The following is a 15,075-nucleotide window of genomic DNA, read 5'->3' on the forward strand; positions in this document are numbered from 1 at the left end:
CTTCGCCGCTGGGTGTGTGGAAAACCGGGCTGGGGGAATATTGATCCTGAAACGGCGATACCACCGGCAGAAATGCCGGTGGTATCCAAAGATATTATGATGGCTGGGCTAGCTGGATTCGAACCAGCGAATGCAGCAGTCAAAGTGCTGTGTCTTACCGCTTGACGATAGCCCAAAGAAAAAATCTCCGCTCGGCAGGCGGGCAGAGATTTTTGTGGGGTGGATAGTGGGATTCGAACCCACGGTCTTCAGTGCCACAAACTGACGCGTTAACCAACTACGCTATACCCACCATATTCTGGCGCGCCAGGAGGGACTCGAACCCCCGACCTACTGCTTAGAAGGCAGTTGCTCTATCCAGTTGAGCTACTGGCACAAACTTGCGCTTTATGATCTATGGGGTGCGAATATGGAGCGGGTGATGGGAATCGAACCCACGTGTTCAGCTTGGAAGGCTGACATTCTACCATTGAACTACACCCGCACAACCCAAGCGACGCTATTTATTTTAACAAACCTGCCGCAATTTGTCAAGGGCTTATGCATGTTTTTTCCCTGAATATTTGTTCGAATTTTCGCGGCAGAGGATGGGAAAAGATTAACAGGTTATGAATTCTGCGCCATTGCAGGGGAGATTCTTGCAATTTCTGCGCTTTTCCGCTATACTGAATAGGTCAAATTATCGGGGTGGATCAACCAGGGTCTGTCCTGCTTGTGAAAGAGGGGTCCCTATGCTGAAGATTGCGCCATCCATCCTGTCCTGTGACTTTGCAAATCTTGAAGCGGAGGTTTCGGCCATGCGGCGCGCCGGGGCGGATATGATCCATATTGATGTGATGGATGGACATTTTGTTCCGAATTTGAGCCTTGGGCTTCCCGTGGTCGCTTCCCTTCGCAAAAAGACCGACGTCTTTTTGGATGTGCACCTGATGATTTCCAGCCCGCTTTCCTATGCACAGAAATTTGTGGATGCGGGCGCCAACCTCGTCACCTTTCATGTCGAGAGTGAAAGTGATGTTCAGCAGACCATTGATGCGATCAAGCGGACTGGCAGTCTCTGTGGCCTGTCGGTCAAGCCAGCCACCCCCGCAGAGGTGGTTTTCCCCTATCTTGAACAGATCGACCTGGTGTTGGTGATGACGGTGGAACCCGGATTTGGCGGGCAGAAGTTCCAGCCGGAGCTTTGCCCCAAGATTTGGTCGATCCGCCAGGAGATTGACCGGCGGGGGCTTTCTGTTGACCTCGAGGTGGATGGCGGTATTGATGACCAGACAGTTTCACAGGCGGCACAGGCAGGCGCAAATGTATTTGTGGCAGGCAGTGCACTCTTTTCACAGCCTGATTACCGGGCAGCGGTGGAGAATCTCCGCGCCCATGCCCGGAAGGTTTCCCTATTTTAAAGGAAAAAGGCAATCGCTATCCGAAATAGGAGGAGAGCAGGTCGATGGCATCTTTTTCGATGAGCAGTTCTGCATGTTCGTCCAGCCAGGCTGCCGCGACCGGTCCTTCTCCCCAGCGCGGTCCAAACTCATCCAGAACCGCGAGCGAACGGTTTTCGAGTATGTCGAGAGGGTAGACTGCAAGCCTCCATTCCCCGTTGATCCGGTAAAGCATACTTTTTCGTATCCTGTGGGCATATCGTTGAAATAGCTTCACCGATCCGCCGATCAGGGCATCCACATCGGAAAAGGCGTAGATTACCGGTGATGCGGCATGGCGCCGCACCTTCCATCTGCGGGGAGACCGATCCTGCGGAGACGAAAAAAGCAGAAGGCATCCTCCGTCTTCCAGCGGCTCAATCCGGACCACTAGACAGTCCTCCGGCTGGAAGCCAACCTCCTTTTCCGCGATCTCGAGCAGGGCGAGCACCATCGCCTGTGTGGCCTGACTGGCGCAGTCTACCATTTCGCAGGAAAAGCCGAGTGCCGTAAGCTCGGGTTCTGAGATGCGGATGCTTAGTCTGCTGTTCCCCAGTCGCTTGATTTCCATACCGTTCCCCCCTCAACCCAGATATATGATTGAATTGACCGGAGGTTTCCTATGGCAGGATTTTTATACCGGGGCATCTTGCTCCAACAGCATAAAGAACCGGCACTCTCGCGGGATCTGCGGGAATTTTTCAATGCGGATACAATCGGCATCCAGATGAACCGCCCGCAGGTGGAGGACCCCAACCGGCTCTCCGCCGATGAAATCTGCGAGATCGCGCGGGAAGCAAAGATCGTGGACGAGCGGGACGGCACCCCTCTGATTGATAAAATCCTGCGGGCGCGGGTCCGCAAGCTGCGCCTGCTGGTGGGTGATGCGATCGACGATGAGCCGTATATTTCCAGCCAGCTCAACCCGCTGCTGAAAAATCAGGAGGTCGCTTTTTGTGGGCTTGCCCTGCTGCAAAAGGCGGTGAATGCGCCACAGGCGTGTTTTGCCGTCTATCGCAATCTGACCGACCTCGAAATCCGGATTCCCAAGACAATCGGTTCCTACAAGGTGCGCCGGATTCATGGGCGTTATCCCGCCGAATATCAGGCGTCCAGGTTCTACGGCTCCGAACGCGGGGTGCTCGAGGTCGGGGTGGGCGCGATCATCCACCTTGCGCGTGCGGTTCTCTTCAACCGTCCGCAGACCACCACGTTTGTCACCGTCGCGGGGGACTGCATCGGCAACCCCACCAACCTGGAGGTTTCGCTGGGGATGACGGTCACTCAGACGCTCGAACGATGCGGCCTGATCGATGATCCGGTGCGGGTGGTTATTGGCGGTTCGATGACTGGTATCAGCGTTATCGACACCGACAAAACCTTGATTAACCCATCCACCCGGGCAATCCTTGCGTTTCGTGCCCGGATCGGGGAGAGCGACTTCAATTGTATCGGTTGCTCCCGGTGCGTGCACGCCTGCCCCGAAGGTCTGAATCCCTTTTTTCTCTACCGCAGCTTCCACCAGCGCCGGTATGAAGAGTTCCGCAAGGCTGACCCGCAGATGTGTATTGGGTGTGGTTCGTGCAGCTATGTTTGTCCCGCAAAGCTCGATCTGACCGGCTCGATCCTGCGGGGACAGGCTGAGATGCGCCGGATGATCGGTTCGATCCGGCTGACCAAAGCGCTCGAGCAGAAGAAAAAGGATGCGGAATATAGGAGCTACTATCAGGACTATCTGCTTTATCAGGAGGGCAAAGCCCAGAAGAAGGACCTGCGCCAGCTGGAAAAGGCGCGGCTATCGAATGAGCGCGCCGTGAAGGCGGAGCTTCAGGAGGCGGAAAAGCAAGCCGCGGCGAATCTGGAAGCTGCTAACAATGCCGCACAGGCGGCGCTGGAGCAGGCGCTGAAGGCTTCGGCCGACCAGTTCAAACTGGCAGAGGAAACGGTACAGGTCACAATCGAGGCGGCCAGGTCGGTTCAGACACAAACCGGCCAGCAGCTGGAGCAGGTCCAGCTGAATGCGCAGCGAGCGCAGGAAGCCGCACAGAAGGCCCGTGAAAGGGCCTTGCAGGCGGATGCAAGGGTTTCCGCACTGGAGACGGAGGTGAAACAGAAGGCCGCAGCCCAACAGGACCTCGAAAAGATGCTGCCCACCATCAAGCAGGCGGTGTCCAGGAGCGAGTCCGACGCCCGACGGGCGCAGGAAGCAAAATCTGCGCTTTCGGGAGATAGTTCCGGGCAGACGCTTCACTCGGCAAAAGCTGCCGCGAAACAGGCTTCCGAAGGGGCCAAGTTTGCAGCGAAAAACCTTTCGGATGCGGAGAAAGCTGCGGAAAAGGCCGCAGCCGAAACCGCTAAGGCAAACGAACGCCTCGCCGCTGCCCGCCTCGACGCGGAACAGCAGCATCGGAACGCACAAGCGCTCCAGGCTGCCGCGCAGGACGCAGTCAAAGCGATCGACGGGGCGGCGGCACAGGTTTCGGGGCAGGAGCGGACGGTCGAATATACTGGACAGGTGTGCGCTGAAAAGCTCCGCGAGGCGCAGCAGGTGCGGGAAAAGGCCGACGCCGACGCGCAGGAGCGGTTCCGGCTCGAGAGTGAATCGGCGAAGGCGGTGTATGACGCCGCAATGAAAGCCGCTGCGGACGCCTGGCAAACCGCATCCGAGGAGATCGCCGCCCAATATCAGGCGACCCGGACCTTTCTTGCGCAGCGGCTTGCACAGGCACAGGCCGACGCCGCAGCTGCCCGCGAGGCGGCAGAACGCGCAGCTGCCGACTGGGGCAGTCCGGACAGACGGCCCGACCATGATCCTGTCAACGTAGGGGAGGAAACCCAATGAAACTGAGCAGACATCCCGCCCCGCACATCCGCCACCAGGAGAATAACCGGACCTTGATGTCCGACGTGCTGATCCTCCTGATGGTGTTGATGGTGCTGGCCTATCTTTTTTATGGATTACGCGCACTTGTTGTCTGCGGCGTATCGGTGCTGACGGCGGTTCTCACCGATGCGGTCTGCACCCTGCTGCGCGGCAGGCGTCTGAACCTGTTTGACCTTTCCCCAGTCGTCACTGGAATGCTGATTGCGCTCTGTATGCCCGCGACAATCAGTTTCAAAATCGTTGCATCAGCGGCATTCTTCGCAATCGCGATCGCCAAGCACCCGTTCGGCGGGCTGGGGAACAACCTGTTCAATCCCGCGGCATCCGGAATCTCGTTCGCCGCGATCTGCTGGCCGCGGCTGGTGTTCATCTACCCGATGCCGTTTTCCCGGATCGGGGTGCTGGGGACGGTCGCCGCAAACGCCACCGACTACTATTATACATACAGTTCGGTCAATGCACAGGGGATTGCGCAGGAAATCAGCCTGCGCCTCTACCAGAACCCGGCCTTTGTACTCAAGGTGGGCGGGGTGCCCACCAATGACCTTACTGAGATGCTTTTGGGAAACTATCCCGGTCCGATGGGTGCAACCAATATCCTGGTCCTGATGACCTGTCTGGTTTACCTGCTGTTCCGACGGACGGTCCGCTGGCAGATGCCGATCCCCTTCCTCGGGACCTGCGCATTGATCGCCCTTCTGTTCCCGCGTACTGGGCAGAGCGGGCTGCGTTCGGTCGAGTTTGAGATGATGTCCGGATTGCTGCTCTTTGGTGCGGTCTTTATGATCAGTGACCCGGTCACCAGCCCCAAGCGCGATTCCGCTTATTTTGTCTATGGCATCTTTGCCGGGAGCATCACAATGGGGTTCCGCTACTTTGGCGGATTTGAGGAGAGTATGCCGTTTGCCGTCCTGCTCGCCAATGCGTTTGTCCCGCTGATCGACCGGTATAACGAACGGCTCCACCGCCTGATAAGGAGGAAACAGCTTGAATCTCGCAAGAATCAGAACCTACAGGAAGCATAGCCGCTGGTCAGACGGGCTTTTTTGGAAAAACCCTGTCCTGATCGGGGGGCTTGCCCTGCCGCTCGCGATCATTGTCAGCCACAATCTCAAAAGCGCGGCTGCAATTTCGATTTTGATGGCCTGTTCGCTGGTCCCCACTGTCCTGTTCGCCTTGCTGATCGGCAGGCGCCTGCCCCAGTGGATCGCTTCGATGCTTTATATGGGGATGGCGCTGGCGCTGGTAGTCGCAAGCGAACCGCTGATCCTGCCAATTGCCCCAGGGATCAATGACACCCTTGGCGTCTATCTTCCGATCCTGTCGGTCAATACGGTGCTCTCCACCCTTTGTGCGCGTGCTGCCTCCAAACGTGTCCGGCCATTCCTTCTGATGGTGGACGCGGTGGTCTATAGCGCCGGATTCGCCTTGGCCATGGCGTTGATCGCCTGTGTGCGTGAGCTGTTCGGCAGCAATACGATCTGGGGGATCGCGGTCAAATTCCCGATCCGGACCCGCGGGATGCAGATTGCCTTCGCGGGCTTCATCCTTGTGGCACTGTTTGGTGCACTCTTCCGGTCCCTGCATCGGGTTGTGATTGCCCTGCTTTGCCGCCGCCCCAGACGTCAGGCGGAGGCTGCAGGCCAGCCTTCTGGGAGGTAGTTTATGAATCTGCTGAATGATTTTCTGTTGATTGTCCTGAGTGCGATCGTCCTGCAAAATGCGATCTTTACTCGTGGGTTTGGTGCGAGCAAGGGCAGCCTGATGCGCACTTCTTCCCAAAAAATCCTGCAGTTTGGTTGTACGCTCACTGTCGTTGCAACCCTCTCTTCGCTCCTTGCGTGGCCGGTGCAGCTCGTTTTGCGGGACCGGCTGGAGGCGGGTGTTCAGCTGGCTGCCCGATATGCCGCAACCCTCGCCAGCATCTGCATTGTTTATACCGCGGTCTGGCTATTGACCAAATATATTTTTCCTGGCGTCCATTATGACATCCGCAATATGCTCTCGAGTGCGTCCTTCAATTCGGCAACACTTGGGTCTCTGCTGATCGCGTTTTCGGGCAGCTATGGACTGGTGCAGACAGTCGGCTTTGCGCTTGGCTCAGGGATCGGCTATACATTAGCGATCCTGTTGCTCTGTGAGGGCCGGCGCCGGATCGCCCTTTCGGATGTCCCGCGGGCGTTTCGTGGGATGCCGGTCATGCTGCTCTATGCGGGTATCCTTTCTCTCGCCATCTATGGCCTGATCGGGCACCAGCTCCCCACCTGATTAACTTTTCCTCGGAGGTACCTCAAATGCCAAAGGCAGTCAAGGTAAAGCGCTATAAAAATATCTATAAGCGCCGCACCCCCCTTTCGATCCTGCTTCGGGTCGTTTGCATCGTGGTGGTGGTCGGCCTGCTCGGGTTCATCGGCTGGAGCGCCTATGAGCCGGTTCGGGCCTATCTCGACAGCATCGCCTTTGAATGGAAAAACAATCCTACGCCATCCCTCCCGGAAATCCCGGATATTTCTGCGTCTCCCGAGCCGGAAGCACCCGCTCCGGAATCGCTGCCAGAGCTGCCACCGGAACCGGTGGTATCCGCATCTGATCCTGCGCCGGCAGAATCAGAACCGGCAGCGCCGGAGGGTTCAGAAATTCCATCCGGAACACAGTTTCGAGGCGCTTACCTGCCGGTTTCAGATCTGCTTGACCCGAATCTGCTCGCTGCGCGGCTTTCCGATTTTCAGGAGGCCGGGTATACAGCGGTACTGGTCGACCTCAAGGATGCCAACGGCAGTTTGCTTTACCGCTCGAAGCGGGGACGCATCCCGCTTGAGGAAGGGGTCACCCCTTATGATCTGTCTGCGGCCTGTGAACAGATCCGCGCTGCGGGGATGCTCCCGATTGGACGGATGCACACCTTCCGCGACTACACTGCGGCACTCTCGGACAATAATATGGCGGTGCAATATCTCGACACAAGGGAGCACTGGCTGGATAACTCCCGGGAGAAGGGCGGCAAACCATGGCTGAACCCCTATTCCGAACAGGCGCGTGCCTATCTGGTTGGACTGGCGGAGGAAGCGGTTTCAATGGGGGTCGAACAGATCCTGCTTGACAGCGTGATGTTCCCGGTTGGCGTTCGGCTGGATGCCGCGACCTATGGGGAAACTGGGGACGTCAGCCGTTCGGAGGTGCTTTCCGCATTTGTCCGGCAGGTTTCCAGTGCAGTGTCTGCTAAAGGCGGAACGGTGAGCCTTATCGTTCGGGCAGTGGATGTATTTTCCAATCCGGACAGCCTCGGCGGTGATCCGCTTGTACTTTCTGACCAGATCACTCTGAACCTTTCCCCGGCGGTTCTCGGAGAAAACTTCTCTGCGGGCGGCTTCACGGTCGAACATCCAATGCAGGACCCGGGGGATACGGTCCAGAGGATGCTTGATGCCTTGTCGGGTCGGCTTCCGGGGCAGTTCACTGCGCTGATTCAGGACCCGAACAACAGCACTGCTATGGTTCAGGCCGTACAGGAAGTATTAAAGGAAAACGGCGTGGAAAGCTATTTGATAGTTCAGGAAAGCCCAAATCCCAACTGACAGGAGGATTCCTCTCATGGCATTTAAAGTCCGGCTTTTTCCCGGTGCGCCCGATTACGAGACGCTGCATGTCGCCAAGCTGACCTGCTTCCCGCTCGAGACGCGCGATTATCGGCCCTATTCGCAGGTGCGCATCTGCTTTGCGGCAGATGCGCTGCATCTCCAGTTTCTGAGCTTCGAGTCAAAGCCGCTTCCCGACAGCCGGATGGAAGCGATCCTACAGTTTTTGGATGCGGGGCCGCCCCTCCGGCTCTCGCTTCAGGCGGATGGGGCTTCCATGGCTTCTGCGGGAGATGGTTCGGAACCGTTGGATGGGGTTTTGGTGCATACGTTTGAGGGGGAAGATCTACAAGGCGTATATTGGGGAGGGAATATCATTGTTTCTTCCCATATATTAGGACGTTGCGCCAGTGGTTTTTCTGCCCTGCCGGGCGCCACCTTCCGGGGAAATTTTTATAAGACTTGCGAAAATTCCCGGCGTCCGCATTATGGGTGCTTTTTTCCGGCGGATTTCTCCCTTTCCCGTGAAGATCCCCGAAATTTCGGGGAATTTGTGGTGATCGATTACTAAGGACCCTTCCGGAAATTCCAAACTATAATAATAGAGACGGAAAAAAACCGCTCAGGGCGGGTACCGGAAATCAAAGCTGGTTTTTAAATATCCATTTATTGATTCAACCATTGTAAACCGCTAAGAGCGGTATTGCTCCGGGTTCTATAGCCCATCCACGCAGGATTGTGTTGGTGGGCATGCCCACCACTGTAAAATAACAGGTTATTTTACAGTGGCTTTGTCATGTTTATCATCAGTCAGACAGAATAATAAGGAGGATTTTGCATGAATGACGTTCAGTTTGCATGGCAGGAAGAATTCAATATCGGAGTGAGCAGCATCGACCGGGAACACCGGCAGCTTTTAAGGATTATCAACAAACTTTTCGCGCTCCGGAAAGAGGAAAAAGACAACCAGTGGGCCTGTCAGGAAGCAATTAAGTTTTTCAAGACACATGCGATACGGCATTTTGCAGATGAAGAAGAATATATGGAGTCTATTGGCTACGAAGGACTGGAACAGCATAAACGTGTGCACAAAGGATTTCGGGAAAATACGCTTCCGGCGCTTGAACAGGAGCTGAAACGGACAGAGTATTCCCCGGACGCGGTAGATCACTTTTTGGGCGTCTGCGCCGGCTGGCTGATCGGGCATACCCTCACAGAGGACGTTGCCATTGCAGGGGAGGGGATCAGCAAATGGAAAAACCTCTTGCCGGAGGAAGAGGTTGCCGCCATAAAAAAACTGATTATTCAGCTTGTGTTTGATATGTTCCGTCTGGAGTCACAGTTGGTCAGCGATGTATATAGCGGAGAAAAGTTTGGAAGGGGAATCTATTACCGCCTGGTTTATGGAACAGGGCAGCACGAAAAAACGCAGGAGATCCTTCTGGTTTTTGAGGAAAAACTTCTGATCAATACGGTTGGAAAAATTATGGGGATTAAGACCAACAAGCTGGACAGCATGTTGGTCAATGCCAGCAGATATACGGCGAAACAGTTTGCGGGACGTATTATGGAGAGCCTTCCGAGTACAAAATCGTATGAGCTGAAAAAGGAGCATCTTCTTTCTTATGAGCAGTTCCGTAAGGTGTTCGAGACGGAAAAACCGCATATCAGCCTGCTGTTTAACACTGGGGGAGCCGGCTATTTTTCCTATTGCGTTATCGCGCCCCATCTGCTGCAAGATGGGATTGGGACCCCTCTCGAAAACGAAAATGCGCTGGATGAAGTCAAAAAATATCTGGAAAAGCGGGAGGAGCAGGAGATACAGAATCAGAAGCCGAAGATACTCGTGGTAGATGATTCCATAACTGTGCGGCATGGCATGAAGCAGCTTCTGGATGCGGATTATGAGGTCGCGCTGGCCGAATCCGGTGTGGCCGCGATTCGCACCATTACCTTGAACCGTCCGGATTTGATCTTGCTGGACTACGAAATGCCGATCTGCGATGGCAGCCAGGTATTGGAGATGCTCCGCGCGGAAAAGGAATTTGCAGACATTCCGGTGATTTTCCTGACCGGCAGGAGGGATCGGGAGAGTATGATCAAGGTCATGCCTCTGAAACCGTCTGGCTATCTGCTGAAACATTCGAAACCTGCGGATATTAAAAAGTCAATCGACGCTTTCTTTGAAAAGAAAAAAGCCTGACGGCCTGCTATGGACGCGAATCGGGAAGGTATAAAAAGATTGGATAGAGAACGGCAGAGCCGGACGGATTTCCGTCCGGCTCTGTTATTCTTCCCCAAAATGCACAGCATATAGCTTTTCCCGCACCATTTTGGAAATCTCTGAATAGGTTTGGTTGAATTGGCAGAATGAATCCTCCCCACGGCTGCATTTAAACCCTTCCACGCCAACGCACCGGCTGATCGTGATAGGCCCTTCTACGACCTCGATCACCTCGCCGAGAGAGATTTCCCCAGCGGGCCGGGCCAGCTCGTAGCCGCCCTGCGTGCCTTTATACGACCGGACAATTCCCTCTGCCACTAACTTGCGCAGGATTTTCAGGGAAAACCGCAGCGTCACCCCTGTTGCCCCCGAAAGCGACTTGGCGTCCATTCGGACTTTATGTTTGGCCAAACAGTTGACAATGCGTACTGCATAGTCGGCTTCCAGCGTGATATGCATGGTAAGTCCCCTTTCAGGAAACGAAAGTATACTAATTGAATATACTTAAGAGTATACGACAATCTGTCTAACTTGTCAAGGTTCCTTTTGGTTGTTTTTTGCACCTGGGGACTGAAATTCTATCCATCTCTGTTTTTCTCCAGAAGAACGAAATGCCTTGATTTTGTATGGCAGTGTATCTGGCCATCAATCCACAGCCTGAAAATCAAAAGCGCCTGCGGCAGGGAATAACTGCCGCAGGCGCTTTATAGGTGGATATGGGCTTTTATCAGGTATCACTTTTTCCGTAGCTGCAAAGCTCTACCAGATTTCCGTCCGGGTCGCGCAGGTAGAACGACATTGCCGGGCCTTTGGCTCCGGTACGCGCCATGATACGCGGTTCGGCAACTTCCAGTCCCTGTCCTTCGAGATAGGATTTGAGCTTGTGCAGGTCGCCATCCAGTTCGAAGCAAAGCTCCAAACTGCCCGGCTGGACGTGCTTCACTTCTGGTTCGAGCGCGACCCCTTTCACATGGAGATTGACCTTGAAATCACCAAGTTTCATCTCCCAGTGTCCCATTGCATTGACCGCTTCAAATCCGAGCATTTTGTAAAATTTGATGCTTTCCTCCAGATGTTCGGTTGTGATGACCACATGGTCCACCTTTTTGATTCGCATGAATGTCTGCTCCTTTCTCTGTCTTGTTGGTTTATGGCTGAAACACTTCCTGTGTCGCGGAAAGAAACCGGTAGGAACCGTCCCCATTCGGTGCAAGGAGGTATCGGGTCTTTGCATATGGAAGCAGTTCAAGCGGGTCGATGCCGAACTGCCCAATCACCACCTCGCGGTTCCCGTCGGGCAGTTCCAGATTGGAGACTACCCGGTCCGAGGAGTATCCCCCATCCCGGCCAAATAGCCGGTAGACCTGCTTTTCCCGATCGTAACAGGCCGCATCGGTCCGTACAAGGCGCTCGATGCCAAAATAACGATCCGCAGTCTGGTCGATCTGCGCCTGTGTCAGCTCCTCAAGCGGCTCATAGGACCACCCGTCGGTGTGCGTGGAGAAATCCCGGCTTGCTGCTGTCACCACATAGTTCAGCAAAATATTCCGATCAATCTGTGCAGCAGTGTCAAACGGTTCGACGCTTCCCCAGCTGCGGAAGGTCCACACCTGGAAAGCAGCTGGGTCTTCCGAGCGGTTGAGATCATATTCTGCCTGTGGGATCAGGGACAGAACCCGGACATCCTCTCCGATTCCAAACGGTGGACAGCCAACCGTCAGCACAAGCTGGTTCTCACCGGAAACCAGAGGGGATTCTCCCGGGTCTTCGATCGAAAGGGATACCTGGATTACCGCGTAATCCTCACTGGTTTGTTCGGTAACAAAGCTGGCAGTGAAAGTATCCCTGAAGGTGACGGTCTCCCAATAGGAGAGCGCATCCGGCGTTTCCTCCCAGCTCCAGACCATCGTCTCCATCTCCGCGATGTCGCCGCGCTGGAGCGCCTCGAGAAACCGCATCCCAAAACCGACCGCCGCAGGCGCCGGATCGGCTGGCCGGCTCTCTGGAGTTTGTTCTGATGAAGCGTTTCCCTGCGAAACAGTTTCCGGGGCCTGGGGCGGATTGCCGGGCAACCCTTGCGAGCAAGCGCAGAATACCATCAACACCCCAAAAACCAGAATCCCCACTTTCGGAAACAGTGTCATCTTTTCCCCCCCGTTTCGGATTCCCGCAGCAGCTTTTCCCGATAGGCGCGCGCTGCGGATTCATTTTTGTTTTCGCCGAACTGGTAGTAAACGGTTCCGGCAAGGGCATCCGGCAGATACTGCTGCCGGACAAAGTGGTTGGGGAAATCGTGTGGGTAGAGGTAGAATTGTCCTTTCCGTTCGACCTCAGCACCATCGTAATGCTTATTTTGCAGGCAGCGTGGAAATCCACTGCCGCGTCCAGCCTGTACATCGGCCATTGCCGCGTTGATCGCTTTATAGGAGGAGTTGGATTTGGGGGAGGTAGCCATCAGGACAACCGCCATTGCCAGCGGGACGCGTGCTTCGGGCAGCCCGAGCTGGAAGGCACTGTCCACGCACGCTTTCACGATCGCAGCCGCCTGCGGGTAGGCCAGCCCCACGTCCTCACTTGCAATGACCAGCAGACGCCGGCAGGGGGAGATCAGATCCCCTGAATCGAGCAGGCGCGCGAGATAGTGCAGCGCTGCATTCTCATCCGAGCCGCGGATTGACTTTTGCAGGGCGGAGAGCAGGTCGTAATGCTCGTCCCCCTCCTTGTCATAACGGCCCGCGCTCCGCTGGACGATCTGTTCGAGATCCGCCAGCGTAACCTTTCCACTGTCCCCCGAGGCGAGCGCAAGCATCTCGACCGCATTGATCGCTTTGCGGACATCCCCGCCGCAGGAGAACGAAAGCTCCCGTGTCACGCCCTCCTCCAGCTCGAGCGGATGGCCGAAGCTCTCCTCCGCAATTCGGAAGGCACGACAAATCGCCCGTTCCACAGCCTCGGGTTGGATCGGTTTAAATTCAAAGACAGTGCTCCGGGAGAGGATCGCGTTATAGATGTAGAAATAGGGGTTTTCAGTGGTCGAGGCGATCAGCGTGATCGACCCATTTTCGATGAATTCAAGCAGCGTCTGCTGCTGTTTTTTATTCAGATACTGGATCTCGTCGAGATAGAGGATCACACCACCGATCCCGTCGATGGTGTCGCACCCGGCGACCACCTCCCGGATGTCCGACGTTGAAGCGGTCGTACCATTCAGCCGGTAAAGTTTTTTTCCGGCCAGTTTGGCGATGATGGATGCAACGGTGGTTTTGCCAACCCCGGACGGCCCATAAAAGATCAGGTTGGGGATGCTGCCGGTTTCCACCATCCGGCGAAGCACCCGATCTTTTCCGAGCAGGTGCTCCTGCCCGACCACATCGTCCAGCGATTGCGGGCGGATGCGGTCTGCGAGCGGTGCGGACATAATCGTCACCTCGTTCGTTTTTTGTTCCAATATGGGATATGGTTGTCTTTTTCAACCCATTATGGTATACTTTTAAAATATGACACATCTGGACAAACCGAGAGAACAGGAGGGGATGGAATGGGCTTTGTGCTGATGATCCCTTTTTTGCTGGTCCGATTTGGGCTGCTGTCCATCCTGGGTCGGGGAGCTGTTCTGCGCGCCGCATATTTTGCACCCCTACAGAAGCGGGAAAAGGCAGCATATTGGGTTTACCAGCTTTCTACGGCGGCGATTTTTCTGTCCCTGTTTTTCCTTCGGATCAGAACAGCCCCGTCAGGGTTGTATGCTGCCGGCATAGCAGTCTATGCGGTAGGCATCCTGCTGCTTGCGGTTACCGTCTGCCACTTTGCGGTCCTGCCCGAAAACGGGTTCAACCAAAGCGGTATTTACCGGTTGTCACGCAATCCGATGTATATAGCATATTTTATCATATTTCTGGGATGCGTCCTGCTCACACAGTCCCCGTTGCTGCTCGCTTTTGTGCTGAGCTTCCAGATCTCTGCCCATTGGATCATCCGTTCCGAAGAAAGATGGTGCAGGGAGCAGTTCGGCAAGGCGTATTTGCAGTATATGAAACGGGTACGGCGCTATCTTTAAAACAAAACCGGTTCAGCGGCCGGTCAACAGGCGCAGGACGCGTGGAAGCAGCGCCTGCGGTTCTAACAAATCAGGCTGCTGCCCCTGCAAAAACCGCAGGATGCGGAACCCCCACCAGAGCGCAAACAGGGCCGCAAATGTTCGGAGCAGCCATTTTTTGCGCAAAGGGTTCCCTTGGCCGGTAACCCACATCCAAGCGGCGAACAGGAGGAATCCTGCTGCTGCAAAGACGAGGGGGTGCATCCGCCAGGCGCCGGCAAAATCCAGCCGGAGCAGGCAGGCCGCAGCCCGGGTCATCCCGCATCCCGGGCATTCGATCCCAAGCCCCCACCGCAGCGGGCAGTGGTAGAGTCCGGTCTGGCTGAAAAACAATACCGCCAGTGCGGCCGCCGCACAGAACAGGCATAGCTGTCCCAGACGCCCCCGCACAGTGGATGCAGGTTTGAAAAAAGGGTATCTGTTCATACTAACCTTCTTTAGCGGGTGCGCAACAGCAACCCATGTGGATTCTCTGCATATAATACCATGAATCTGCTTGTTTTTCAACATCCAAAGAATCTGCCAGATTGTACGTCATGAAAACAGAAAAAGCATCCAAATCCTCTTTTACAAGAAACGATTTGAATGCTCTCTGTTTTTGAAATGGTGCGGCAGATGGGACTTGAACCCACACGCTCGCGCACACGCCCCTCAAACGTGCCTGTCTGCCTGTTCCAGCACTGCCGCGTCTTTCAACGTTTTGTATATTATCATATATTTTCCTGTTTGTCAATGGCAAAATAGGCAAAATAAAAATAATATTTGGCTGCCGCTTCCTTTCCATGGCCTGTACTTGACAATTCGGCGGGACGGTGATATATTTGTATCTCAAAAGGGAAGGAGCAGTTGCCTTTTCAGGGAGCTGCCATGCCAGAAAA

General features: G+C 55.1%; 15 protein-coding genes and 5 tRNA genes. 9 read left to right on the forward strand and 11 right to left on the reverse strand.

The window, feature by feature from the left end; translation table 11 throughout:
- Positions 1–100: 100 nt before the first annotated feature.
- The 4 genes from C814_RS08395 to C814_RS08410 all read right to left on the reverse strand — a co-directional run bounded on the left by C814_RS08395 (position 101) and on the right by C814_RS08410 (position 484).
- A tRNA-Gln gene (locus C814_RS08395) sits at positions 101–175 on the reverse strand.
- Between the two features lie 40 nt (positions 176–215).
- Positions 216–292: transfer RNA gene (locus tag C814_RS08400), tRNA-His, on the reverse strand.
- Between the two features lie 7 nt (positions 293–299).
- Positions 300–376: transfer RNA gene (locus C814_RS08405), tRNA-Arg, on the reverse strand.
- 34 nt (positions 377–410) lie between these two features.
- Positions 411–484: transfer RNA gene (locus C814_RS08410), tRNA-Gly, on the reverse strand.
- 247 nt (positions 485–731) lie between these two features.
- On the opposite strand from C814_RS08410, the gene rpe reads away from it, so the two are divergent.
- Positions 732–1,400 carry a ribulose-phosphate 3-epimerase gene (gene rpe / locus C814_RS08415; protein ID WP_016315235.1) on the forward strand — a complete coding sequence of 223 codons (669 nt, stop codon included), beginning with the start codon at positions 732–734 and terminating at the stop codon, positions 1,398–1,400.
- Positions 1,401–1,416: 16 nt separating this feature from the next.
- Here the strand turns inward: rpe and C814_RS08420 are convergent, their stop codons facing one another.
- A complete protein-coding gene (locus tag C814_RS08420) occupies positions 1,417–1,989 on the reverse strand; it encodes an adaptor protein MecA (protein ID WP_016315236.1) in 573 nt (190 codons plus the stop codon).
- Positions 1,990–2,040: 51 nt separating this feature from the next.
- Here C814_RS08420 and C814_RS08425 point away from each other — a divergent pair, with 51 nt between their 5' ends.
- The 7 genes from C814_RS08425 to C814_RS08450 all read left to right on the forward strand — a co-directional run bounded on the left by C814_RS08425 (position 2,041) and on the right by C814_RS08450 (position 10,080).
- Entirely contained in the window at positions 2,041–4,260 is a 2,220-nt protein-coding gene (locus tag C814_RS08425; RefSeq protein WP_016315237.1) for a 4Fe-4S dicluster domain-containing protein, read from the forward strand.
- The gene (locus tag C814_RS08430) at positions 4,257–5,327 is read left to right on the forward strand and encodes an RnfABCDGE type electron transport complex subunit D (protein WP_016315238.1); all 1,071 of its coding nucleotides are present in this window, start codon (positions 4,257–4,259) and stop codon (positions 5,325–5,327) included. Before C814_RS08425 ends, C814_RS08430 begins: the two co-directional genes overlap by 4 nt.
- Positions 5,290–5,964: an Rnf-Nqr domain containing protein gene (locus tag C814_RS08435; protein WP_016315239.1), complete on the forward strand. Its 675-nt coding sequence runs from the start codon at positions 5,290–5,292 to the stop codon at positions 5,962–5,964. Before C814_RS08430 ends, C814_RS08435 begins: the two co-directional genes overlap by 38 nt.
- 3 nt (positions 5,965–5,967) lie before the next feature.
- On the forward strand, positions 5,968–6,570 hold the full coding sequence (locus C814_RS22075; protein ID WP_016315240.1) for an Rnf-Nqr domain containing protein: 603 nt from the start codon (positions 5,968–5,970) through the stop codon (positions 6,568–6,570).
- A 26-nt stretch (positions 6,571–6,596) separates the two neighbouring features.
- Positions 6,597–7,877, forward strand: a complete 1,281-nt coding sequence (locus tag C814_RS08440; RefSeq protein ID WP_016315241.1) for a putative glycoside hydrolase — start codon at positions 6,597–6,599, stop codon at positions 7,875–7,877.
- 16 nt (positions 7,878–7,893) lie between these two features.
- The gene (locus C814_RS08445; protein WP_016315242.1) at positions 7,894–8,448 is read left to right on the forward strand and encodes a hypothetical protein; all 555 of its coding nucleotides are present in this window, start codon (positions 7,894–7,896) and stop codon (positions 8,446–8,448) included.
- Positions 8,449–8,715: 267 nt separating this feature from the next.
- Positions 8,716–10,080, forward strand: coding sequence for a hemerythrin domain-containing protein (locus C814_RS08450; protein ID WP_016315243.1), 1,365 nt, complete (start codon positions 8,716–8,718; stop codon positions 10,078–10,080).
- An 84-nt stretch (positions 10,081–10,164) separates the two neighbouring features.
- On the opposite strand, the gene C814_RS08455 is transcribed toward C814_RS08450, so the two are convergent.
- The 4 genes from C814_RS08455 to C814_RS08470 form a co-directional block, all read right to left on the reverse strand.
- Positions 10,165–10,560, reverse strand: a complete 396-nt coding sequence (locus tag C814_RS08455; RefSeq protein ID WP_016315244.1) for an RrF2 family transcriptional regulator — start codon at positions 10,558–10,560, stop codon at positions 10,165–10,167.
- Positions 10,561–10,828: 268 nt separating this feature from the next.
- Positions 10,829–11,218 (reverse strand): VOC family protein, encoded by a 390-nt coding sequence (locus C814_RS08460; protein WP_016315245.1) that lies wholly within the window; start codon positions 11,216–11,218, stop codon positions 10,829–10,831.
- A 31-nt stretch (positions 11,219–11,249) separates the two neighbouring features.
- Entirely contained in the window at positions 11,250–12,245 is a 996-nt protein-coding gene (locus tag C814_RS08465; RefSeq protein ID WP_016315246.1) for a hypothetical protein, read from the reverse strand.
- On the reverse strand, positions 12,242–13,519 hold the full coding sequence (locus tag C814_RS08470; RefSeq protein ID WP_016315247.1) for a replication-associated recombination protein A: 1,278 nt from the start codon (positions 13,517–13,519) through the stop codon (positions 12,242–12,244). Before C814_RS08470 ends, C814_RS08465 begins: the two co-directional genes overlap by 4 nt.
- 120 nt (positions 13,520–13,639) lie before the next feature.
- On the opposite strand from C814_RS08470, the gene C814_RS08475 reads away from it, so the two are divergent.
- Positions 13,640–14,158, forward strand: a complete 519-nt coding sequence (locus C814_RS08475; protein WP_016315248.1) for a methyltransferase family protein — start codon at positions 13,640–13,642, stop codon at positions 14,156–14,158.
- Positions 14,159–14,170: 12 nt separating this feature from the next.
- On the opposite strand, the gene C814_RS22080 is transcribed toward C814_RS08475, so the two are convergent.
- Both C814_RS22080 and C814_RS08480 read right to left on the reverse strand, forming a co-directional pair.
- Positions 14,171–14,623: a DUF2752 domain-containing protein gene (locus C814_RS22080; RefSeq protein WP_016315249.1), complete on the reverse strand. Its 453-nt coding sequence runs from the start codon at positions 14,621–14,623 to the stop codon at positions 14,171–14,173.
- 178 nt (positions 14,624–14,801) lie between these two features.
- Positions 14,802–14,884: transfer RNA gene (locus tag C814_RS08480), tRNA-Leu, on the reverse strand.
- Positions 14,885–15,075: the final 191 nt, after the last annotated feature.

The organism is Anaerotruncus sp. G3(2012) (genome assembly GCF_000403395.2).
Lineage (GTDB): Bacteria > Bacillota > Clostridia > Oscillospirales > Ruminococcaceae > Anaerotruncus.